The organism is Methylocella tundrae (genome assembly GCF_901905185.1).
Classification (GTDB): domain Bacteria; phylum Pseudomonadota; class Alphaproteobacteria; order Rhizobiales; family Beijerinckiaceae; genus Methylocapsa; species Methylocapsa tundrae.
On the sequence record NZ_CABFMQ020000131.1, the window covers coordinates 19,573 to 39,946 of the forward strand.

Here is a 20,374-nt window from a genome sequence, read left to right on the forward strand (position 1 = left end):
GGAAACGCTCATGCTATAGCGCCCGAAAGTCGCTCAGGGTTGAAAATCAATCGATTTGCCTGCGGGGAAGTTAAGAATGGCGAAAATTCTTCCGGTCATTATGTGCGGCGGTTCGGGCACGCGGGTCTGGCCAGAGTCGCGTGAAAGCCTGCCGAAGCAATTCATTTCCCTCATCGGCGCGCGTTCGACATTCCAGATGGCGACCGAAATCCTCGACGAGAGCGTGTTCGAAACGCCGATCGTCATTTCCAATCATGATTACAGGTTCCTCGTCGCCGAGCAGTTGGCTGAGATCAACCGGGAGGCGCGCATCATTCTCGAGCCGGTCCGGCGCGATTCCGGCCCCGCCGTCGCTGTCGCGGCTGAACTCGCGGCGCTGTCCGATCCCGAGACGATCGTCGCGGTGCTCGCCGCCGATCATGTCGTGCAGAACAAGCAGGGTTTCGTCGATCTCTGCAAGCAGGCGGCGGAAGCGGCGGCGCTTGGCTATATTGTGACGCTTGGCGTCAAGCCGACGTCGGCCGCGACAGGATATGGCTATATCAAGACCGGCAAGCCGGTCGCCCGCGATGGCGCGGTGCTGAAGGTCGCCGGCTTCGTCGAAAAGCCCGACGCTGCGACGGCCGAGCAATATGTCCACGACAATTACCTCTGGAACTCCGGCAATTTCTTCTTCCGCGCCGACGTCATGCAGGCGGAGCTGCGTAAGTATGAACCAGCCATCGCGGACGCCGCCGCCGAGGCCGTCGCCAAGGCAAAACACGATCTGAACTTCCTGGTGCTCGACAAGGACGCCTTCAGCCAGGCGCCAAAAATCTCGATCGACTACGCCGTCATGGAGCGCACCGACAAGGCGGCCGTCGTCCCGGCGGATATTGGCTGGTCGGACATCGGCAATTGGGGCGCCGTCTGGGAATTGTCGGACCGCGATGAAAACGGCAATTCGACGCGCGGACACGGCGTCATCATGAACGCCTCCAATGTGCATGTGCGCTCGGATGATTACCTGACCACCGTCGTCGGCGTCGATAATGTCATCGTCGTCACGACGCAGGACGCCGTGCTGGTCCTGAACAAAGCATATGGCGATCAGGTCAAGCAGTTGGTCGACCGGCTTAAACTTGAGAACCGGCCGGAGGCGCTGAGCCATAAGCGAGCGTATCGGCCCTGGGGCTACTATCAATCGGTCGACAATGGCGCGCGCTATCAAGTCAAGCGCATCGTCGTCAAGCCCGGCCAGCGCCTGTCGCTGCAAAAGCATTTCCATAGGGCCGAGCACTGGATCGTCGTCAAAGGCACGGCCGAGGTGACGCGCGACAATGAAGTCGTTCTCGTGCATGAAAACGAATCGATCTATCTGCCGATAGGCTGCATCCACCGCATGGCCAATCCCGGCCGCATCGATCTCGAATTGATCGAGGTGCAGACCGGCTCCTATCTCGGCGAGGACGACATCGTCCGCATCGAGGATATTTATAACCGCGGATAAGGCCTCCGCCGCGGCGGGTCCGAGCGCGAACGACAGATAGGGCGGAGATGGGTTCGTATCGCGAACCGGTCTCCGCCCCATCTGTTTTTGGCCGCCGTCTTCGCGGCGCGCATGTTCTGAGCTGGGTTTGGCGCGATAAATGCGTTGCGAGGCTTCAGAATGCAGACGTCTGGTCCGAAAGCCGACACTGAGCCGGCGCATTGGTAACGGCGCGGGCGTCGGTTCTTTCAAAAATGCACGATAGAACAAAAGGATGGGCCGCCGCCCGGATGCTGGTGCCCTGATCCGGCGGCGTCCTTCGCAGCTTTCGGACAGTCCGCTTTCCGCCAATCGCCCTGATTGGATCACCGCGCGGCCCGCGCGCTTCGAGCAGGGCGCTCGAAATCGATCGAAGCGCCGACGCCCGCAAGACTTACGCATAAAACCGGCCGTTATATTGTTGAATCTTTCAAGAATGAGCGGGAAAATGGACATTGAAAATGACCTCCATCGACGTCACCGCCTTTCAGCGCCTCGAGGCCGAAGGCCGTCTTTTGAAGCCCGCCCTTAAAGCGCCGACGCATCGCGCGGGCCGCTTCGGCTTTCGCGGCGAAATAGCCCTCTCGCTCGATCCTCCGGTCACATTGGAGGCGGCTTTCGCCGCGACTGAAGAAGGTAACGCGGCCCTGTCGTTTCTTGCCGGTTCGCTCACGAGCTACAAGCAACTCCCCGCTCTTGTCGAAATCCTCGGCCCGAGTGCGAAGGCGGACGGCAAGTATTTTATTTATGTCGGCGATCTCGACCGCGCGTCACGCTATCAAATCAGCATTGACGGCGTGTCGTTATACGTTTTTCCTATTGACGATACGTCGGTCTATAATGAGCTGATCGACGTCCTTTATCTCGACAAGACAAAAATGAAAAAGTTCGACACGGCTGAAAAGCTTGACGTCATTGCCGATGGCGCGGCCAAATACGATCAGACATTTGAAGCCATTACTTATGAGGAAGGCCTGAAGCGGCTCTGAGCCTCCGGTTTCAGATATAAGCGCCGACGCCCGGGGAGCGCGGGCGTCGGAATCGCCTGTTTGTGATCCCTTATGCTCCCGGCGGGGCTCTTGACGGCTTGGACTTTGCGACGCATCGTTCCCGCGAATTTGGGTCGCATTGATTGTGGCGCTCGAAAGCGGCGACAGGGCGGAGCGGGTATGATGGCGCATAAGATGTTCAGTGTGGCTGCCGCGGCGGCGGTGATCGCCATGGGCCCGGTCTCCATCCCCTCAGCGGGCGCGCGGCCCATCGTTCCGTCCGAGCGTCGCTATGAGCCCTTCGACACCGCCAATATGCCGGGCTGCGGCGACCTGGCGCCGCTGACCGAGCTGCAGGCGCGCTTTCACGAACGCGAAAGCGAATTCTGGCGCACCGGCCTCGAGATAGCGGCCTTCGAGGAAATCAGGGAAATCGGCTTCCGCTCCAATGGGCTCGACTATATTCCGCGGCGCTATTGTCAGGCCCACGTCATCATGAGCGACGCCAGGGTGCGCTCGGTGTCCTACTCGATTTCGAAGGATCTCGGCGGCATTGGCGACCAGTTCGGCATCGAATGGTGCGTCGTCGGCCTCGATCGCAACGACTCCGATGCGCCCAATTGCAAGATGGCGCAGCCCTGACGAAAGACCCGGCGATGCTTCGCCATAGGCTCGGCCCTGCTTTGGCGCGCGCGGCAAGCTGGCGCCGCGCCATCGCCACGATGGTTCTGGCCTGTCTGGTCCTTGCCGCCGCGCCATTTTTGCGCGCCGGGTTCGCCGCTTCCGCGGATGACTGCATCCTCGACAATTGCGCCGACAAAGCCGCTCCCGCTCCGGACAACGCCGCTCCGCGCGCGCCTTCCGGTTCGCTGCGGCCGGCGCCGATGGGGCGCGGCGCCTCCGCCGACTTCGATTTTTATGTCCTGGCGCTGTCCTGGTCGCCGGGCTTTTGCCGCACGCCTGCCGGGGCTCGGGCGCAGGGCCAGTGCGCTCCTGGCGCCAATCTCGGGTTTGTCGTACATGGACTCTGGCCGCAATATGAGCATGGCTATCCGCAAGATTGCCCGTTTGGCCCGGCAAGCCCGTCCCGGATAGCTCTCCAGAGCGCGGCCGGCCTCTATCCCAGCGAAGGGCTGGCGCGCCATGAATGGCGCAAGCATGGCGTCTGCGCCGGCAAAAGCCCGACGGATTATTTCAACGATGTGCGCCGCGCGCGCGAGGCTATCGCCATTCCGCCTCCCTTTCAGAACGCCAAAGGGGATCAGACCTGGACGGCAATCGATATCGAGCGCGCGTTTCTCGCCGCCAATGGGCGTTTGCGGCCCGGAATGATCGGAGTCGCGTGCTCACGCGGCGTGCTGCAGGAAGTCAGGGTCTGTCTTTCGAAGGATCTGCGCGACTTTCACGCATGTCCCGAGGTCAGCCGCCGTCACTGTCCGATCGGGCAGATCGCCGTTCCGCCGGCGCTTTGACCTTTGAATTACGCGCATGACTTTCACGCCGGCAATTTCGCCGATGTGTTCAAGCATATTTTTCTGACGCGAATCCTGCATTACCTCGCGCGAAAGCCGGCGCCGCTGCGCTACATCGAGACGCACGCCGGCAGCGGCCTTTATGATCTCGCAGGGCCGCAGGCGGAAAGGACGGCCGAATGGCGAACCGGCGTGCTGCGCCTCGCCGCAAGCCCGCTCGAGCCCGAAGCGCAGGCGCTTGTTGAGCCTTATCTCGATATTGTGAAGCCGCTCATCGGCGCCGATTCGCCGCTCTATCCCGGCTCGCCTCTGATCGCCTCGGCGCTGCTTCGGCCACAGGATAAAATGCTCGCCTGCGAGCTTCATCCAGACGCCTTCCAGCGGCTCAGGGCCAATCTGCGGCGCGATCGGCGCGCAAAGGCGATGGAGATCGACGGCTACACAGGCCTCATGGCTTTTGTGCCCCCGGTCGAGCGGCGCGGCCTCGTTCTGATCGATCCGCCTTTCGAGGACGCCGCCGAGTTCGACCGCCTGGCGCGGGCGCTGCCCGCGGCTGCGCGCAAATGGACGTCCGGCGTCTTCATGCTGTGGCATCCGGTCAAGGATCGAGCGGCGGTAGGCGCCTTCGCCAGAGCGCTTGCCGAGGGCTTCGCCGCCAGCGGCGTCAAATCGGTCCTTCGAATCGAGCTTCAGATCGATGATGTGCGCCCGCAGGGCGCCTTGACGCGCTGCGGGCTGATCATCGCCAATCCTCCTTTTACGCTGGAGGCGGAGGCAAGGCGCATCCTGCCGGGCCTCAGCCAACGCCTTGCGCGGAGCCTTGAGGCTCCCCGGGCCGATTATTTGGTCGAATGGCTGGGCCGAAACTAAGCGGCTCTGGCGCTCGTTATATGTTTCGCGGCCTTTGTGAACGATCGGGCAGGCCGAAATGAAAAACGCAAAAGGGAAGGATGCGCTCGATGCTAAGATCGACGCTGGTTTTCATCGCTGGAGCCGCCGGGTTCATGGCGGCGATGAGCTCTGGAAGAGCCGCTGAAACCTGTTTTCATGTCTGTTTGAAGGAAAAGATGACCGCGCCCGACATCGACGACCAAGGCATCCGCGATCTGATGTCGGATTGCCGCGACGTCTGCGCGGAGCGGGCCGAGGCGCGGCTGATTGAGGCGGGCCTCGGCGACAAGATCAAGGGCTGCGCGCCACAGCCCGTGGATGACGCGGACCTCAAAAAGATTCGCTCGGCCAGCCCCTCGGTCGTTGCTTTCGCCAATGCGTTCACATGGGACGTGAACAATGTTTTGCCCGGCAAAATCATCCGCCGCGTTGAAATCGGGACTCAGAGTCTTTCCCTGCAAGACGTTACGCTGACCGCGAGCGGCATTGTCGAGCCCGGCGAAAGCGGCACATTCTTTATGAATAATGTCGCCGACGGCTATCCGAGCTTGCGCGTGACCTCGCGAATCAAGGCGATCTACGCCTGTCCGGTTGATTGAGCGCCGCGCGCGGCGATTCCCGCCGCGCAGCTCAACGTTGATTATCGGTCCGGCGCGGCTTCGGAGCATGATGCCGAAAAGTTGCAGACTTTTCGGACCCACATCATGCGTCGGAATGAAGACGAGAGCATGATGCCGAAAAGTTGCAGACTTTTCGGACCCACATCATGCGTCGGAACAAGGACGAGAGCATGATGCCGAAAAGTTGCAGATTTTTCGGACCCACATCATGCATTAAGCAAAGACTAAAGCTGTATGCGGTCGCGCCTGAACGCATTGTGCTTTGGCTTTGGTCGGGCGCGTATTGGGCGGCCTGGCGCTCGCGCTTTGATTGGGAATGTCGAGATGATGATTTTGCGAACGTCGGCGCCGTCGCCCTTCGGGCGGAAAGTGCGCCTCGCCGCCGCCATCGCGGGGCTGAGCGAGAAGATCCGTATCGTTACGACGGACGCCAACGACCCGGACAGGGGGCTTTTTGACCATAATCCGCTCGGCAAAATTCCGGTTCTCACCTTGCCTGGCGGAGAGGCCTATTTCGACAGCCGCGTCATCGTCGAATATTTCGATCATCTTGCCGGCGGCGACGCGCTCATTCCCGCCGAATCCGGAGCAAGATTTCATGCGCTCACGCTGGCGGCTCTCGCCGATGGCGTCCTCGACGCCAGCCTGCTTCAGGTCTATGAGAAGCGCCGGCGCGAACCTGCGAAACAAGACGAAAAATGGCTGGCGTGGCAGGCCGATAAAGCAGCGCGCGGGCTTGCCGCGTTTGCAGGCGCGCCGCCGTCCGGCAAGCGTGATGTCGCGCATATCGGGCTCGCCTGCGTCCTCGGCTATCTTGATTTGCGTTTCGAGGGGCGCTGGCGCTCGGCCCACCCCGAGCTTGCCGCATGGCTCGCGGATTTTACCGCCGACGTTCCCGCCTTCGCGGCGACGCGCGCTCAATAGCAGGCGCCGGACCCACGAGGAGCGCCAGCCGCGCCTGCTCCTCGGCTGCGGATGCCGGGCGCGTTTCGCGCTGGCCATCGCTCGGGCCTCAAGCTATCCTGCGGCGGCGGGGCGCCGGCGGCGAACCTTCATCTGTTTCTTTGTAGCTGTCGCGAGGCGCAGGCGCCGGTTGGAGCGCTGATGGGAGTGGTCCTCTTCGGCGCCTTCGTCGCAATCTTCGCCCACGACCGCTGGCGGCGGGGTCAGCATCTGGCGAATTGTTCCACCGCATGCGCCGCCGCATCGTCAACTCGAGCCATGAAACCGCAATGTTGAAAATCGCCCTTATAAATATGTGCGTCATTGGCGCCGCTCTCGCGGGGGCGCCCGCCTTCGCCGCTGAAGTCAATGATTATCCAACAGAGGCGCGCGCCGATTATGTTTACGTCTGCATGAAAACCAACGGCGAGACGCGCGATATCTTGAAGCGCTGCTCCTGCTCGATCGACGTCATCGCTTCTCTCCTGCCTTACGACCGCTTTGTGGCGGCGGAGACAGTCGTGAGCATGGATCAGGCGATTGGCCAGATCGGCACGATGTTCCGCAACAGCCCACAGGCCAAAGCGACCTCGGACGAATTGCGCCGCGCACAGGCTGAAGCGGAAGTTCGCTGCTTCTGAGTCGCCGCGGCGGCATTCCCGGTCTGAAAATCAACGGCCGCGGCCGCGATGCGCGCGGCAAAAATGTTGTGCGATCGCGAAGGATTGAATTTCTTGCAATGCAGCAATTATATTGCGGCAAAATTTGTCTTTTGCTGCAAGAAAAGTTCCCGCTTTTTTATGGCCGCTTTTGGACGCGAGCTTATCGGTAAGACGCTACAAGAATCACTCGCGCTTTCTGAATGTTGTTTTTGAATCAAAGGTCTACGCGCATGGCCCAAGCTTTGCTCGCGCCTTCTTTCCGGCCGATTTGGCGGGCTTGCGCGTTGCGCGAGGACTATTGTGTCGGGTCGCGGCCCAATATATACAGGTCACGTAGTTTTCCGGCTTCATGAGCTAACGGTCGGGGTCGTTGCTCTATTCGAAGACGGAGTGGGTCGTGCGGTGATGCATCGTCCCACTGAGGTGGTGACACGCTGCCGGAAAAAACACGCGGAAAAGCACTGCCGAAGCAAGATAAGCTTCGCAGCAGCGAAAGACAAACGGTCCGGAGGAAATTCATGCGCAAACTTCTACTGATGTCCTGTGTCGCCGCAACTGCACTCATGGCGAACAGCGCGGTCTTCGCCAATGACGAGCTCGTCAAGATGCAGAAGAACGCCAAGGACTGGGTAATGCCAGGCGGCAATTATTCGAATACCCGGTTCTCCGAGCTCAACCAGATCACCAACAAGAACGTAAAAGATCTGGTGCCGGTATGGACATTCTCCACCGGCGTTCTGCGCGGCCACGAAGGCGGCCCGCTCGTGATCGGCGACGTCATGTACTTCTCGACGCCATTCCCGAACATCGTCTACGCGCTTGACCTCAACAATGATGGCAAGATCATCTGGAAGTATGAGCCGAAACAGGATCCGAGCGTCATTCCGGTGATGTGCTGCGACACTGTCAATCGCGGCGTTGCTTACGGCGATGGCAAAATCTTCCTGCATCAGGCTGACACCACGCTGGTCGCGCTTGACGCAAAAACCGGTCAGCCGGCCTGGTCCGTGAAAGACGGCGATCCGTCCAAAGGCGCGACCGGAACTTCGGCTCCGCTCGTCGTCAAGGACAAGGTGCTGATCGGCGTGTCCGGCGGCGAGTTCGGCGTACGCGGCTATGTGTCCGCCTATAACATCAAGGACGGCAAGCTCGCATGGCGCGGCTATTCGATGGGCCCGGATGCGGACACCATCATCAATCCTGAGAAGACGACCGCCCTCGGCAAGCCGGTCGGCAAGGACTCCGGCACCAATACCTGGGAAGGCGATCAATGGAAGATCGGCGGCGGCGCGACCTGGGGCTGGATCTCCTATGATCCCGAGTTGAACCTCGTCTATTACGGGTCCGGCAATCCATCGACCTGGAACCCCGTGCAGCGTCCCGGCGACAACCGTTGGTCAATGTCGATCTGGGCGCGTAATCCTGATAACGGCGAAGTCAAATGGATCTACCAGATGACGCCGCATGATCAGTGGGATTATGACGGCATCAACGAAATGGTGCTGCAGAATCAGGGCAACAAGAAAGTCCTGGTGCACTTCGATCGTAACGGCTTCGGCTACACGCTCGATCGCGCCACGGGTGAACTGCTGGTCGCCGAAAAATACGATCCGGCCGTCAACTGGGCGACCAAGGTCGACATGGACAAGTCCTCGAAGACTTATGGCCGTCCGGAAGTCGTCGCCAAATATGCGCCGGGATCCCAGGGTGAAGACGTCAACTATAAGGGCATCTGCCCCGCGGCTCTCGGTTCGAAGGACGAGCAGCCTTCGGCTTATTCGCCCATCACGGAGCTGAACTACGTCCCGACCAATCACGTCTGCATGGACTATGAGCCGTTCAGGGTGAGCTATACCGCTGGTCAGCCCTACGTCGGCGCGACCTTGTCCATGTATCCGCCTCCAGGCCAGAGCAACATGGGCAATTTCATCGCGTGGGACGCGAAGGCCGGCAAGATCGTGTGGTCGGACAAGGAGCAGTTCTCGGTGTGGTCGGGTGCGCTCGCGACCGCCGGCAACGTCGTGTTCTACGGCACGCTCGAAGGCTACCTCAAGGCTGTCGACGCCAAGACGGGCGAAGAACTCTACAAGTTCAAAACTCCGTCCGGCATCATCGGCAACGTGAACACCTATGAGCACAACGGCAAACAATATGTCGCGGTTCTCTCGGGCGTCGGCGGCTGGGCCGGCATCGGCCTCGCGGCGGGCCTGACGGATCCGAACGCAGGTCTTGGCGCCGTCGGCGGTTACGCCGCTCTGTCCAACTATACGGCGCTCGGCGGTCAGCTGACCGTGTTCGCCCTCCACGGCAAATAGTCTGCCTGGTTGAACGATGTGAACTTGGACCTCGGCGCTCCTGCGCCGGGGTTCTATTCACTGGCGCCGTCGAATCAAGGATGTTTTCGTGCACATTAGCTCTCTGGCGCGGGCCATGTCCGCCGCCCTTCTCATCACGTCCGCAAGCGCCGCTATGGCCGACGCCCCCGGAGATCCCGCAGCCGTTAAAGAGGACGATCTCGGCAAATGGGTCGACGCGAAGGGCGATCCAACCTACAAGATTGAGCCTGACGGAAAGCTCGACTGGTTCGCCTATTCAGGATTTCGCCGCTATCATTCCGAGTGCCACGTCTGCCACGGCCCTGACGGCGAAGGTTCGAGCTATGCGCCTGCCCTGAAGAACTCCGTGAAGACGATGAGTTACGCCGAGTTCGTCGGCACTGTGGTGGGTGGCAGGAGGAACGTCACCAGCAGCCAGGAAAATGTTATGCCGGCCTTCGGCGATAACAAAAATGTCATGTGCTATCTGGACGATATTTACGTTTATCTTCGTGCGCGCTCCACCGACGCCGTTGCGCGTGGACGGCCCGCGGGCCACGTCGACAAACTGCCCGCGGCGACAGCGGCGGAAAAAGAATGTCTGGGATTGGAAAAATGAAACGGATCTGGCCTCTCGTCCTTTCAATCGCTTTCCTCGCGCCGTTAGGCTCGCGGTTCGCGGCATTGGCCGAGGGCGCCGCCGACGCGGCGATCGAGCTGGTCGATCCGGACGTGCTGCGCGTTTGCGCCGACCCGCGCGATTTGCCGTTCTCCAATGAGGCCGGCGAAGGTTTTGAAAACAAGATCGCCGCCCTTCTCGCCCAAAAGCTCGGCAAATCGCTGGCCTACGTCTATTATCCGAACTCCACCGGCTTTATCCGCAACACGCTGAACGCCCACCGGTGCGATGTCGTGATGGAGATGCCACAGGGCAATGACTTCGTCCAGGTCACAAACCCCTATTACCGCGCGTCCTATGCGATGGTCACGAAAAAGGGCGGCGATCTCGATGGCGTCGTGACGCTCGAAGATCCCCGGCTGAAGGGCAAGCATATTGGCATCGTTGCCGGAACCCCGCCAGCGACCAACCTTGCGGTTGACGGGCTGCTGCCGGGCATCAAATCCTATCCGCTGGTGATCGATACGCGCGCCGACGCGCCGACAGCGGACATGATGAAAGATCTTGAAGACGGCGTTATCGATGTCGCGATTCTCTGGGGCCCCATCGCGGGCAATCTCGCCAAGACCTCCAAGGCTTCGGTGACGGTGACGCCGCTCGTGAACGAGAAAATCGGGCCGCGCATGATCTATCGAATCGGCATGGGCGTCCGTCATAGCGATCAGGAATGGAAACGCACGCTGAACAAGCTCATTGCCGAAAATCAGGGCGAAATCGACAAGATCCTGCAGGACTATGGCGTGCCGCTTCTTGATGAGAACGACAAGCCCAGGGTGAACTGAGCCGGCGCAATTAAGGGCGCTGATTCGCGAGCGAGCCTGGAGCGTCTAGAATAGCGGGCCCTGCGGGGCGCGCTATTTTTTCGGTGATTAGTCCAGATTGTTCTGGATCGCCCTTGAGAGGGCAAAAAGCCTTTGTTCGACCTGCGTCGGCGCCTCGCAGGCATAGGATAGCGAGACGCGCCCTTCATCAAAGAGGCGAAGATCCCATTCGAGCTTTTGTGCGGCGGCGTTGCCTTCGACGGAGGGACCAGTGGGGCGCGATGCGTCCGGGCTCTTTTGAATCTCGGCGTTTTCAGCGCGAATCTTCGCGGCGAGCGCTTTCTGCTTACGTCCGAATCGGGATAATCCGTCGATGATCTCGAGCCGCTGACTGTTGAGCGTTTCGAACAGCCCTGCAAACAAGGCGACAAGCTTTGCTTTCTTGTCCGGGCCGGCCGAGGCGGCGAAAGCCTCGATTGAATGTTCGGCCGCTTCAATCGGAGTTTTGCGCGCCGCGAGGTGGGCGACGAGATCGGCGACGGGCTCATCGCCTCGCCAGTCAACCCCCTCGATCGAAGGGCCGGCCCAGACGGCCGGCAGGGAAATCTGCTCCACCAAAATCTGCTTGCAGGGCCAATCCGGATTAGCGGGTTCCGGCTTTGCCGCCTCGGCGAAGGCGTTCCCGTGGACGATAGCCAACACAATCGTAACGGCGAAGGCGCGCGCCAATTCGCGCGAGGAGAGGGCGGCGGACGAAGGCGTGAATCCTTGAAATTGCATGACGATTCCTCCGCTCTTTCCTTTTTGGCTCGCGGCGGGCGGCGCGCAATGCAGCCCGGAGCAAGCTCTAAATGGCACAAGTTGATAAGCGACGCCAACTGCCGATCTAACGTTTTCGAACCGCCAGCGGCGGCCGGCGCGAGATCAGAAGGGCGGGAAATCGCCCAGGCGGCGGAAGCGGCGCGGTGATGACCGCAAAAAAGAGATTAGCGCCGGCATCGGAGCGCAGCGGCGCAACTTGTGCTTGTCTCGTGCATTGTGCATGTTCACCGCCGTGGTGGGGCCAATAAACTGGATTAGCCTGAAAGGAACTCAGCAATGGGGCTGATGGAATTGATTTTGACCGTTTGCTCTCTCGCGCAGCCCGCGCAATGTCAGGAACAAAACCTGACCTTCGTCGATCAGGGTGAAAGCTTGATGCAATGCGCGATGTCCGCGCCGCCGACCATCGCCGATTGGGTTAATCACCACCCGACGCGTTTCGTCGTGAAATGGCGCTGCGGCTATCCCGAGCAGGAAGGCAAGGATCTTTGAGCCAAACCGCCGAGCTTGCTGCAAAGTCTCATTCGATGCAGGCCAAGCGTGATCGCTTCCTGAACCGGATCGGGTCCGGCTCTCTTATCATGGGCATCGTCAATGCGACGCCGGACTCCTTTTCCGACGGCGGTCAATTTCAGACCGCTGCGGCGGCTGTGGCCCAAGCGCGAAAGCTGACCGCCGACGGAGCCGACATCATCGACGTCGGCGCTGAATCGACAAGGCCGGGGCATGAACCCGTCCCGGCGGATGTCGAATGCGCGCGGCTCGAGCCGCTGCTGCGCGCTGTCGTGTCGTCGATCGAGCAGCCGGTCTCGATCGACACGTCAAAGGCCTCGGTCGCCCGCTTCGCAGCCGATCAGGGCGTCGCCTTCATCAACGACGTGTGGGGCCTGCAGAAAGATCCGGCGATGGCCGATGTGGTGGCTGAAACTGAGACCGGCGTCGTCATCATGCACAATCGCGAGGAGACGGATCGCGATTGCGACATCATCGCGGACATGCGCCGTTTTTTCGATATCTCGCTCAGCCTTGCGGATAAAGCCGGGATCCCGATGAGGCACATCATCCTCGACCCTGGCATCGGCTTCGCCAAGTCAAAAGCGCAAAATCTGCAGGCGCTGCGGGGCTTGCGCCAATTGCAGCATTATGGCTTGCCTATCCTTGTCGGTTTGTCACGCAAATCGCTGCTCGGCGCCATCGTTGAAGGGACGCCGGCCGGCGATCTGAAAATCGAGCCGCGCCTCATCGCCACCCTTGCCGCGAACATTGCCGCGGCGGCGGAGGGCGCCGCCATTTTCCGGGTTCACGACGCCGCCGAACATCTCGCCGCGTTCAAGGTTTTCGATGCAATCTCCCGTGCCTGATCCTCAAAAGCCGAAAATCGTCGAAATCGGCCTCGGCCTTGGCAGCAACATTGGCGATAAACCCGCAAACATAGCTGCGGCGCTGGCGCGCCTGCAGGAGCGCGGGGCGCTTGTCGTCACCGCCGTCTCGTCAATCTATCGGACGGCGCCCTGGGGCTATCTCGATCAGGAAGATTTCGCCAACGCTTGCGCCTTGGCGACGACGACGCTTCAGCCGGGCGAACTGCTGGCCGAGGTCAAGGCGGTCGAAACCGAATTGGGCCGCAAAGACGGCGTGCGCTGGGGACCGCGCCTCATCGACATCGACGTTTTATTCTATGGCGATCAGGTTTTTGATTCACCCGAACTCGTTCTGCCGCATAAGGATCTGTTCAATCGGGCTTTCGTCCTCGTGCCCCTGGCCGAGATCGCGCCAAAGCTGCGGCTTGGCGGACGCAGCGTCGGCGAGGCGGCCAAGGCGGCGACGGATCAAGGCGTCAAGCCCTGGGATGCGGCCTGAGCGCGGCCGGCTCACATATTGGCGATTTTGACGCGTTCACTGAGCCCGGGCGCTGAAAATCCGAAAACGCGTCCATAGAAATCAAGCTCCAGCTCCAGCACGCGGCGAAGCGTCTCGGCCTTGCGGAAGCCATGCCCTTCTCCTGCGAATAAATAATAGGCGACCGGCAGAGCCCGCGCGGACATGGCCGCCACCATGGTTTCCGCCTGGTTGGGCGGCACAGTCTTGTCTTCCTCGCCCTGAAAGAAGATGACCGGACAGGCGAGCCGGTCGAGATGATGGATCGGCGAGCGTTCGGCGTAGAGCGACTTGGTCTCAGGCAGCGGGCCGATGAGGCCGTCGAGATAGCGTGATTCAAACTTATGCGTGTCACTCGCGAGCAGCATGAGATCGGCGACGCCGTAAAGGCTCGCGCCAGCCTTGAACGCGTCGCTCGATGTGAGCGCGGCGAGCGTCGTGAAGCCGCCGGCGCTGCCGCCGCGAATGGCGAGGCGGCCGCCGTCGACAAGGCCCCGGGCGACAAGATACTCAGCGGCGGCGCGGCAGTCATCGACATCGACAATGCCCCACTGGCCATTGAGGAGACGGCGATAGGCGCGGCCATAGCCTGTTGATCCGCCATAATTCACGTCGACGACGCCGATGCCGCGGCTGGTCCACCACTGGATCTGCAAGTTGAAATGATTGGTCGTCATGCTGGTCGGGCCGCCATGCGACAGGATGACGAGAGGCGGCAAAGCGTCCTCGGGTCCTTCGAAATCGCGATTTTTCGGCGCATACCAGAAAGCGTGACCCGGCCCGTGCGAGGTCGGGAAGGTAATCGCCTCGCCGATCGAAACGGTCTCGGACGGCAGAACGGAAGGCGCGGCCGCTCTGACGAAGAGGGCGGGCTGATCGAAGCCAAGTTTCAGCATGATCGCCGGCGGCGCCGTTGGCGGCGTCGCGATATAGGCGAGGCCCGCGCCGACCGGCTGTGGAGATTCGGCGACCTGTCCGATATCGAGCGTCGTATAGGCGCCCTCCGTGATCAGCGCCGCGCGCTTGACGCCATGTTGGACTAGCGACGCAATGAGGCCGCCACTCTCGAGAAAGGCATAGAATCGCTGGCGAAACACCCAATGCGGGCCGCCCATTTCGGCTTCGACGGGGCAGAGCGCGACGTCGCGTCCCCCCTCACGCGCGTAAAGATTCCACCAGCCGGTTCGGTCCGAGGAAAAGTGCAGGATGTTCTCTGCCGACCAGCCCGGCTGGACGATCGCTTCAGGCTCGGCGCCGGCGATCATCTGCGGCGCCGCGAGCGCGCCGTCGTCCTTTATGCCCGCGCAGTAGAGTCGGGTCTCGTCCCAAGGCATGTGGGGGTGATCCCAGGCGATCCAGGCGAGCTTTTGACCATCGGGAGAAAGGCGCGGCGAACTCAGGAAATCCGGCCCCTTGACGAGCACGGTCTCGGCGGCGGCATCGAGGTCCAGAGCGACGATCGCAGCCTCGGGATCGGTCGGCGAACGCTCGCGGTGGTCTTCGCGCACCGCGAGGGCCCGCCGGCGCGGCAGGTCGAGTTCGAAATCGGCGTATCTACAGCCCTCCGGCGTTGCAATTTTTCGCGGCGGATGGCGGGGCTCGATAATCCAGACGGAGCCGTCCCTACGCTCGCTGAAAACAATCACGCCGTTTTGAACGCCGAATGCGCCGCCGCCATATTCATGAACCCGGCTCCCGACATTGATCGGATCCGGCGTCAATTCCTCGATGACGCCGTCCGGGCGGCGCCGGAGCAGGGCGGTGCGGCCATTCTCGGCGGGGCGTCCCTCGAGCCAGTAGAGGGTTTCGCCGTCGACCGTGAGGCCGCCAAGGCTGATCGCGGCGGCGGTCATGAGATCGGTGGTGACCGGCGAAGTCCAGGTCCCGTAGGGCGCGATCTTTTTCATGCGCGGACGATGGCGCTCGCGCCGCGCGGCGCCTGTGTGCGACAGAAAGCAGAAAGCAAAAGAGCGGTTTTCAAGGTCATGCGCGCATTATGGGCTGTCGCCGGCGCGGAGTGCAAGCGGTCGCTCTGTGGCGTTCGCCCTTTGGCCCTTTGCGCTCAGCGATATAAAATCCTATATTGGAGCAATGGCTGGCGGATGCGGCGCCTGCTTGGGAGCCGCGGCAGAATCAGGCCCAAGGGAGTGCGGCTTTGCCGTCCGACTTTGCGAAGAGATAGAAGGTTGAGCGCGGCGGCTTCGCGGCCGGCGCGATTTGCTTTGCTTCAATGCTCCAGTTCAGGGACGCCTCATGCCGAATAGCTCGCGAGAGACAGCCGTCATTTCGATCGAAGTCCATTGGCCGAACGGCGCCTCCTTCGGACCGGAGGAACTGGCCTTGATCGATATGATTCGCAAAGAGCGCTCGATCATCGGCGCCAGCCGCGCCCTCGGCCTCTCCTATCGAAAATGCTGGCTGACCGTCGACATGCTGAACCGCTGCTTCGAATCGCCTGTGGTCGTGACGTTCCCGGGGCGGCGCAACGCCGGCGCGGAAATCACGCAATTCGGGGAGCGTCTCGTCGCGCTCTACCGGTCTATTGGACGCCAAGCCTCGGCCTCGTCCAAAAAGTCGCTGGACGAACTTACGGCTTCCCTGGACTGGAATTTTGATCCAAAGGCCAGGGTCGCGGCTGTGGAGCGCGATCCGGCTTGAGGTCGCGTCGCGAGATCGCGACAGCTTTGATCATGACCCAGGCGCGAAGGCCGGGCACGAGCGCGAGCCGCTCCACCGATTCGCTCGTGACGAGCGCGTGAAGGCGTGTAGCGCCGAGACTGAAGGTCACCCGGACATAGGGCGGATCCAGATGAGAGATGTCCACGATCTCGCCGGGCAGGCGGTTGGTGATCGACACATCCATCGGCCGCGACAAGGCGATGGACACGTCGCGCGCATAGATGGTGACGATGACGCCGGAGCCGATCGGATCGGTGATCAAGGGCGCGCGCAGCTCGCCATCCTCGAAGAAAAGCGTGGTCATCGCCGTTGAAAGATCGTGACGCAGCACGCGCGCCGAAAGGGCGGCCTTGAGGGCCGGGCGCGCCGCGCGTTTTCTGGGGCTTTCCAACATCGTTCTCGGCGCCGCTCTCCATCCGGCGTCTCTATCCGCCGCTGCGAAGCTTAGAAGAGCCGGCGGGAAAAGTCCTCGTCAAAGCTGTATTAAAAGGAATTTATAAACTGTATCATTATAGTTATAGATTAGCCCTCTCCGAAGCCGGAGGCGGCGCTTTGATGTGGGCGCCGCAAGGCAAGAAAGGGAAACTCGAATGAAAATTTCCGCCCGCAATGCGCTTGAAGGCACCATTAAGGAAGTCCACATGGGCGCAACCACCGCGCATGTCGAAATCGAGCTCAAGGGCGGTGGAATCGTCACCGCTTCCATCACCAATGAAGCGGTCGAGGATCTCGGCCTGGCGGTTGGGAAGAAGGCCACCGCCATTATCAAATCATCCGACGTGATCGTTGCCGTCGATTAAGCCATTTTCCGCACTCGCCCAGGGCGTTTGGAGGGGCGGTGAAACCACCGCCCTTTCAGGACGGCGAGCGTCCCGAGGGGCGCCTTCCAATCCTTTATGTCGTTCATCTCATTGACGCCGAGACCTTGGCTCAGCGCCGATCGCTCAGCCTCAGCCCTTCGGCGGCGTATAGCCGATTTTCAGCGAATCCTTCGCGTTGGAGGTCAGCACCCCCTGGATCTTGTTGGCCAATGACGCAAGCAGCCAGGGGAGTTGCGCCTCGATGCGCAAGCTATCCGGCATGACGTCGATCTGCGCCGTCACGGTCTGGGCAAAAGCGACAACGCGCACATTGGCCTGATCGCCGGCCCAGCTGATTTCAGAATAGCCCAGTTTGTCGATATAGTCCGTTCGCAGCACGTCTATGCGCTCCGAAATGCGCTTTTTCGCCGCGTCGGTCCCAAGAGCGTGCGGCACGATGATGACGATCGATTTCGACATTTATCTCCTCCACTCTCCCCATGTAGAGGTTCAACGCCGGGTCCGAAAGAACGCCAGCGGCATATTTCCGTCGGCTCCGTTTATGCGCACAAACGCCGCAACATCCATATCCATTCGATGAGCGGCTTTATCTCGTTGTTTTGGCGTATCTATTGACCAGCGGCTCACGCATTGCAACGACGCCGTTCAAGATTTGCGCGCCGGCGCCACGGCGTTACTCTTGATTTCAAGCGGCGGCCGATGATCTACATAGAATGTCTCATCGCATTGCTTTTTCTTACCCAAAGGAAAGCCCGCGTCTTCAGCAAAGGATAGCCTAAATGTCCCCTCATCCGTCCGAGGCCGGCTCTGCTCCGGTCAGCGTTCCCGTCGAGGGCATGCATTGCGCCTCTTGCGTCGGGCGGGTCGAGAAAGCCATCAGCGCCGTCCCTTGCGTCGCTTCCGTCTCGGTCAATCTCGCGACCGAACGCGCCGACGTCAGCTTTAACGGACCGGCCGATCTCGAAGCGGTCATCGAAGCGATCAATAAGACAGGTTTCGCCGCCGTCCTCACGACTGCGCAATTTTCCATCACCAGAATGACGTGCGAGGGCTGCGTCAAGACGGTGGAAGAGGCGTTCAAGGATGTCGAAGGCGTCGTCGAGGCCCATGTCAATCTTGCCACCGGCGCCGGCACGGTGCGCTTTGTCAGCGGAGCGACCAGCGCCGAGGCGATCGCAAGGGCCGCGACCGAGGCCGGCTATCCGACGCGCGAGATCAAGCCTGAAGCGCCCGCGCCGACGCAGGCCGACGACCGCCGCGCGCAAGGAAAAGCGCTGGCGCGCTCGACCCTCCTCGCAGCACTACTGACATTGCCCGTGTTCGCGCTCGAAATGGGCGCGCATCTCTTTCCCGCCGTACATATGTTCGTGATGGAGCGCGTCGGGATGCAGACCGCCCGCATCGCCGAATTCGTGCTGACGGCCCTCGTTTTGTTTGGTCCGGGCTGGCGCTTCTTCAAGAGCGGGATTCCGGCGTTGCTGCGCGGCGCTCCCGAGATGAACGCTCTCGTGGCTCTTGGCGCTGGCGCCGCCTTCGCCTATTCGACGCTCGCGACCTTCGCGCCCTCCCTGTTTCCAGCCGGAACAGGGCAGGTCTATTTCGAATCCGCCGCCGTCATCGTGACCCTGATCCTGCTCGGCCGCACGCTGGAGGCGCGCGCCAAGGGCCGCGCTGGCGCGGCGATCGAACGTCTTATCGGCCTCAAGGCGCGATCGGCCGTTGTGCTGCGGCAGGGCGGGCCCGTTGAGACGCCGCTCGACGAGGTCGTCGTCGGCGACATTGTTCTCGTCAAGCCCGGCGAAAAAATACCCGTCGACGGCGTCGTGGTGGAGGGCTCGTCCTTCGTCGATGAATCGATGCTGACGGGCGAGCCGCGTCCGGCGCCCAAAGGCGCCGGCGCCGAGGTCGTCGGCGCGACAATCAACACGACGGGCAGTTTTTCCTTCAAAGTGACCAAGACCGGCTCCGATACGGCCCTGGCGCGCATCATTCGCATGGTGGAGCAGGCGCAGGGCGGGAAACTGCCGATCCAGGCCCTCGCCGACAAGGTGACGGGCTGGTTCGTGCCGGCTGTGATCGCCGTCGCGGTTCTGACGTTCCTCCTTTGGTTCTTCCTTGGCCCCACGCCTTCGTTCAGCTATGCGCTGGTCGCCATGGTCACCGTGCTGATCATCGCCTGCCCCTGCGCCATGGGGCTTGCGACGCCGACCTCGATCATGGTCGGCACCGGGCGTGGCGCGGAACTCGGCGTCCTGTTTCGCAAGGGCGACGCCCTGCAGCAGCTGGCCGACGTCACGGCTGTAGCGCTCGACAAGACAGGCACCATCACCAAGGGCGCTCCCGAACTGACTGACCTTGTTCCAGCGGCGGGCTTTTCGCGCGCGGACGTTCTGGCGCTCGTCGCCGCCGTTGAGGCGCGCTCCGAGCATCCGGTGGCGGTCGCCATAGCGACGGCGGCGCGCAGGGAGGGCCTTGCCCTGAAGCCGGCCGAGCAGTTCGACGCCAAACCCGGCCTCGGCGTCGAGGCCATCGTCGATGGCCGCCGCGTGGCGGTCGGGTCCGATCGCTTCATGGGCGGTCTCGGCGTCGACGTCGGCGGCTTCGCGCAGGAGGCGGGGCGCTTCGGCGCGGAGGCGAAATCGCCGCTTTACGTGGCGATTGACGAAACGCTCGCGGCGCTGATCGTCGTCGCCGATCCGATCGCGGACGGCGCGAAAGAGGCCGTCGCCGCCTTGCGGGCCGAGGGGCTCGATCTCGTCATGATCACCGGCGACAATCAGAAGACCGCCGAGGCGATCGCCAGGGCCGTCGGCATCGACGCGGTCGTCGCCGAGGTCTTGCCCGAGGGCAAGGTCGAGGCGGTCGAGCGCATCAAGGCGAGGAGCGGCGCGACAGCCTTTGTCGGCGACGGCATCAATGACGCGCCGGCGCTCTCCGCCGCCAATGTCGGCCTCGCCATCGGCAGCGGTACGGATGTCGCCATCGAGGCGGCCGATGTCGTGCTGATCGGCGGCGATCTCGGCGCGGCGGCGACGGCCGTCGCGCTGAGCCGGGCGACGATGCGCAATATCAAACAAAATCTGTTCTGGGCCTTCGCCTACAATATTCTGCTGATTCCTGTGGCGATGGGCGCGCTTTATCCGTCCTTCGGCGTCATGCTGTCGCCGATGCTGGCGGCCGGCGCCATGGCGTTTTCGTCCATCTTCGTCGTCTTCAACGCGCTGCGGCTGCGCCGTTTTACGTCGCCGCTCGCGGCGCGCGACAAGAGGGAGGGGCGGCCGGGCCTCGCAAGGCAGGGCCTCGACGAAAATCTGGCGGAGGCGAAGCCGCGATGAA

General features: G+C 61.8%; 21 protein-coding genes. 17 read left to right on the forward strand and 4 right to left on the reverse strand.

The genetic code is table 11. The annotated features are described in order from the left end of the window. Nucleotides 1-76 precede the first annotated feature (76 nt). The 11 genes from MPC4_RS18275 (at nucleotide 77) to MPC4_RS18325 (ending at nucleotide 10,859) form a co-directional block, all read left to right on the forward strand. Nucleotides 77-1,489 (forward strand): mannose-1-phosphate guanylyltransferase/mannose-6-phosphate isomerase, encoded by a 1,413-nt coding sequence (locus MPC4_RS18275; protein WP_174513797.1) that lies wholly within the window; start codon nucleotides 77-79, stop codon nucleotides 1,487-1,489. A 479-nt stretch (nucleotides 1,490-1,968) separates the two neighbouring features. Then, nucleotides 1,969-2,496: a hypothetical protein gene (locus MPC4_RS18280; protein WP_174513798.1), complete on the forward strand. Its 528-nt coding sequence runs from the start codon at nucleotides 1,969-1,971 to the stop codon at nucleotides 2,494-2,496. A gap of 195 nt (nucleotides 2,497-2,691) precedes the next feature. Further along, on the forward strand, nucleotides 2,692-3,138 hold the full coding sequence (locus tag MPC4_RS18285) for a hypothetical protein (RefSeq protein WP_244629104.1): 447 nt from the start codon (nucleotides 2,692-2,694) through the stop codon (nucleotides 3,136-3,138). Between the two features lie 14 nt (nucleotides 3,139-3,152). Further along, on the forward strand, nucleotides 3,153-3,968 hold the full coding sequence (locus MPC4_RS18290) for a ribonuclease T2 family protein (RefSeq protein ID WP_244629105.1): 816 nt from the start codon (nucleotides 3,153-3,155) through the stop codon (nucleotides 3,966-3,968). Between the two features lie 3 nt (nucleotides 3,969-3,971). Continuing rightward, nucleotides 3,972-4,838 (forward strand): 23S rRNA (adenine(2030)-N(6))-methyltransferase RlmJ, encoded by an 867-nt coding sequence (locus MPC4_RS18295; RefSeq protein WP_174513799.1) that lies wholly within the window; start codon nucleotides 3,972-3,974, stop codon nucleotides 4,836-4,838. Between the two features lie 89 nt (nucleotides 4,839-4,927). Beyond that, complete coding sequence (locus tag MPC4_RS18300; protein ID WP_174513800.1) at nucleotides 4,928-5,458, forward strand: hypothetical protein; 531 nt, start codon at nucleotides 4,928-4,930, stop codon at nucleotides 5,456-5,458. Between the two features lie 345 nt (nucleotides 5,459-5,803). Continuing rightward, nucleotides 5,804-6,403, forward strand: a complete 600-nt coding sequence (locus MPC4_RS18305; protein WP_174513801.1) for a glutathione S-transferase family protein — start codon at nucleotides 5,804-5,806, stop codon at nucleotides 6,401-6,403. A gap of 308 nt (nucleotides 6,404-6,711) precedes the next feature. Next, nucleotides 6,712-7,062 (forward strand): hypothetical protein, encoded by a 351-nt coding sequence (locus tag MPC4_RS18310; protein ID WP_174513802.1) that lies wholly within the window; start codon nucleotides 6,712-6,714, stop codon nucleotides 7,060-7,062. Nucleotides 7,063-7,601: 539 nt separating this feature from the next. Further along, nucleotides 7,602-9,398 (forward strand): lanthanide-dependent methanol dehydrogenase XoxF5, encoded by a 1,797-nt coding sequence (gene xoxF5, locus MPC4_RS18315; RefSeq protein WP_174513803.1) that lies wholly within the window; start codon nucleotides 7,602-7,604, stop codon nucleotides 9,396-9,398. 133 nt (nucleotides 9,399-9,531) lie between these two features. Then, on the forward strand, nucleotides 9,532-10,017 hold the full coding sequence (locus MPC4_RS18320) for a c-type cytochrome, methanol metabolism-related (RefSeq protein ID WP_280514842.1): 486 nt from the start codon (nucleotides 9,532-9,534) through the stop codon (nucleotides 10,015-10,017). Next, nucleotides 9,996-10,859: a substrate-binding domain-containing protein gene (locus MPC4_RS18325; RefSeq protein ID WP_174513804.1), complete on the forward strand. Its 864-nt coding sequence runs from the start codon at nucleotides 9,996-9,998 to the stop codon at nucleotides 10,857-10,859. Before MPC4_RS18320 ends, MPC4_RS18325 begins: the two co-directional genes overlap by 22 nt. Nucleotides 10,860-10,946: 87 nt before the next feature. On the opposite strand, the gene MPC4_RS18330 is transcribed toward MPC4_RS18325, so the two are convergent. Beyond that, nucleotides 10,947-11,618 (reverse strand): hypothetical protein, encoded by a 672-nt coding sequence (locus MPC4_RS18330; protein WP_174513805.1) that lies wholly within the window; start codon nucleotides 11,616-11,618, stop codon nucleotides 10,947-10,949. 318 nt (nucleotides 11,619-11,936) lie between these two features. Between MPC4_RS18330 and MPC4_RS18335 the strand changes: the two genes are divergently transcribed. From MPC4_RS18335 to folK, 3 genes are read left to right on the forward strand one after another with little or no spacing between them, the layout of a single operon-like run. Then, complete coding sequence (locus tag MPC4_RS18335) at nucleotides 11,937-12,152, forward strand: hypothetical protein (RefSeq protein WP_134491194.1); 216 nt, start codon at nucleotides 11,937-11,939, stop codon at nucleotides 12,150-12,152. A 35-nt stretch (nucleotides 12,153-12,187) separates the two neighbouring features. Then, nucleotides 12,188-13,021: a dihydropteroate synthase gene (folP, locus tag MPC4_RS18340; RefSeq protein WP_174513923.1), complete on the forward strand. Its 834-nt coding sequence runs from the start codon at nucleotides 12,188-12,190 to the stop codon at nucleotides 13,019-13,021. After that, nucleotides 13,002-13,520: a 2-amino-4-hydroxy-6-hydroxymethyldihydropteridine diphosphokinase gene (gene folK, locus MPC4_RS18345; protein WP_174513806.1), complete on the forward strand. Its 519-nt coding sequence runs from the start codon at nucleotides 13,002-13,004 to the stop codon at nucleotides 13,518-13,520. Before folP ends, folK begins: the two co-directional genes overlap by 20 nt. An 11-nt stretch (nucleotides 13,521-13,531) precedes the next feature. Here the strand turns inward: folK and MPC4_RS18350 are convergent, their stop codons facing one another. Then, nucleotides 13,532-15,445, reverse strand: a complete 1,914-nt coding sequence (locus MPC4_RS18350) for a prolyl oligopeptidase family serine peptidase (protein ID WP_174513807.1) — start codon at nucleotides 15,443-15,445, stop codon at nucleotides 13,532-13,534. Between the two features lie 346 nt (nucleotides 15,446-15,791). On the opposite strand from MPC4_RS18350, the gene MPC4_RS18355 reads away from it, so the two are divergent. After that, entirely contained in the window at nucleotides 15,792-16,196 is a 405-nt protein-coding gene (locus MPC4_RS18355; protein WP_134491198.1) for a winged helix-turn-helix domain-containing protein, read from the forward strand. On the opposite strand, the gene MPC4_RS18360 is transcribed toward MPC4_RS18355, so the two are convergent. Continuing rightward, on the reverse strand, nucleotides 16,126-16,611 hold the full coding sequence (locus tag MPC4_RS18360; protein WP_174513808.1) for a TOBE domain-containing protein: 486 nt from the start codon (nucleotides 16,609-16,611) through the stop codon (nucleotides 16,126-16,128). The genes MPC4_RS18355 and MPC4_RS18360 overlap by 71 nt on opposite strands. A 196-nt stretch (nucleotides 16,612-16,807) precedes the next feature. Here MPC4_RS18360 and MPC4_RS18365 point away from each other — a divergent pair, with 196 nt between their 5' ends. After that, a complete protein-coding gene (locus MPC4_RS18365) occupies nucleotides 16,808-17,017 on the forward strand; it encodes a TOBE domain-containing protein (protein WP_134491202.1) in 210 nt (69 codons plus the stop codon). A 150-nt stretch (nucleotides 17,018-17,167) separates the two neighbouring features. Here the strand turns inward: MPC4_RS18365 and MPC4_RS18370 are convergent, their stop codons facing one another. Beyond that, a complete protein-coding gene (locus MPC4_RS18370; RefSeq protein ID WP_174513809.1) occupies nucleotides 17,168-17,497 on the reverse strand; it encodes a polyhydroxyalkanoic acid system family protein in 330 nt (109 codons plus the stop codon). Nucleotides 17,498-17,817: 320 nt separating this feature from the next. Here MPC4_RS18370 and MPC4_RS18375 point away from each other — a divergent pair, with 320 nt between their 5' ends. Beyond that, nucleotides 17,818-20,373: a heavy metal translocating P-type ATPase gene (locus MPC4_RS18375; protein WP_174513810.1), complete on the forward strand. Its 2,556-nt coding sequence runs from the start codon at nucleotides 17,818-17,820 to the stop codon at nucleotides 20,371-20,373. Nucleotide 20,374: the final 1 nt, after the last annotated feature.

Bases quoted from the DNA above. Each gene is read 5' to 3' on its own strand.
- MPC4_RS18370 (WP_174513809.1), bottom strand. From the start codon at position 17,497: ATGTCGAAATCGATCGTCATCATCGTGCCGCACGCTCTTGGGACCGAC.
- MPC4_RS18360 (WP_174513808.1), bottom strand. From the start codon at position 16,611: ATGTTGGAAAGCCCCAGAAAACGCGCGGCGCGCCCGGCCCTCAAGGCC.
- MPC4_RS18275 (WP_174513797.1), top strand. From the start codon at position 77: ATGGCGAAAATTCTTCCGGTCATTATGTGCGGCGGTTCGGGCACGCGG.
- MPC4_RS18365 (WP_134491202.1), top strand. From the start codon at position 16,808: ATGAAAATTTCCGCCCGCAATGCGCTTGAAGGCACCATTAAGGAAGTC.
- MPC4_RS18330 (WP_174513805.1), bottom strand. From the start codon at position 11,618: ATGCAATTTCAAGGATTCACGCCTTCGTCCGCCGCCCTCTCCTCGCGC.
- xoxF5 (WP_174513803.1), top strand. From the start codon at position 7,602: ATGCGCAAACTTCTACTGATGTCCTGTGTCGCCGCAACTGCACTCATG.
- MPC4_RS18335 (WP_134491194.1), top strand. From the start codon at position 11,937: ATGGGGCTGATGGAATTGATTTTGACCGTTTGCTCTCTCGCGCAGCCC.
- folP (WP_174513923.1), top strand. From the start codon at position 12,188: ATGCAGGCCAAGCGTGATCGCTTCCTGAACCGGATCGGGTCCGGCTCT.
- folK (WP_174513806.1), top strand. From the start codon at position 13,002: ATGCAATCTCCCGTGCCTGATCCTCAAAAGCCGAAAATCGTCGAAATC.
- MPC4_RS18290 (WP_244629105.1), top strand. From the start codon at position 3,153: ATGCTTCGCCATAGGCTCGGCCCTGCTTTGGCGCGCGCGGCAAGCTGG.
- MPC4_RS18280 (WP_174513798.1), top strand. From the start codon at position 1,969: ATGACCTCCATCGACGTCACCGCCTTTCAGCGCCTCGAGGCCGAAGGC.
- MPC4_RS18310 (WP_174513802.1), top strand. From the start codon at position 6,712: ATGTTGAAAATCGCCCTTATAAATATGTGCGTCATTGGCGCCGCTCTC.
- MPC4_RS18375 (WP_174513810.1), top strand. From the start codon at position 17,818: ATGTCCCCTCATCCGTCCGAGGCCGGCTCTGCTCCGGTCAGCGTTCCC.
- MPC4_RS18350 (WP_174513807.1), bottom strand. From the start codon at position 15,445: ATGAAAAAGATCGCGCCCTACGGGACCTGGACTTCGCCGGTCACCACC.
- MPC4_RS18305 (WP_174513801.1), top strand. From the start codon at position 5,804: ATGATGATTTTGCGAACGTCGGCGCCGTCGCCCTTCGGGCGGAAAGTG.
- MPC4_RS18300 (WP_174513800.1), top strand. From the start codon at position 4,928: ATGCTAAGATCGACGCTGGTTTTCATCGCTGGAGCCGCCGGGTTCATG.
- MPC4_RS18325 (WP_174513804.1), top strand. From the start codon at position 9,996: ATGTCTGGGATTGGAAAAATGAAACGGATCTGGCCTCTCGTCCTTTCA.
- MPC4_RS18285 (WP_244629104.1), top strand. From the start codon at position 2,692: ATGTTCAGTGTGGCTGCCGCGGCGGCGGTGATCGCCATGGGCCCGGTC.
- MPC4_RS18355 (WP_134491198.1), top strand. From the start codon at position 15,792: ATGCCGAATAGCTCGCGAGAGACAGCCGTCATTTCGATCGAAGTCCAT.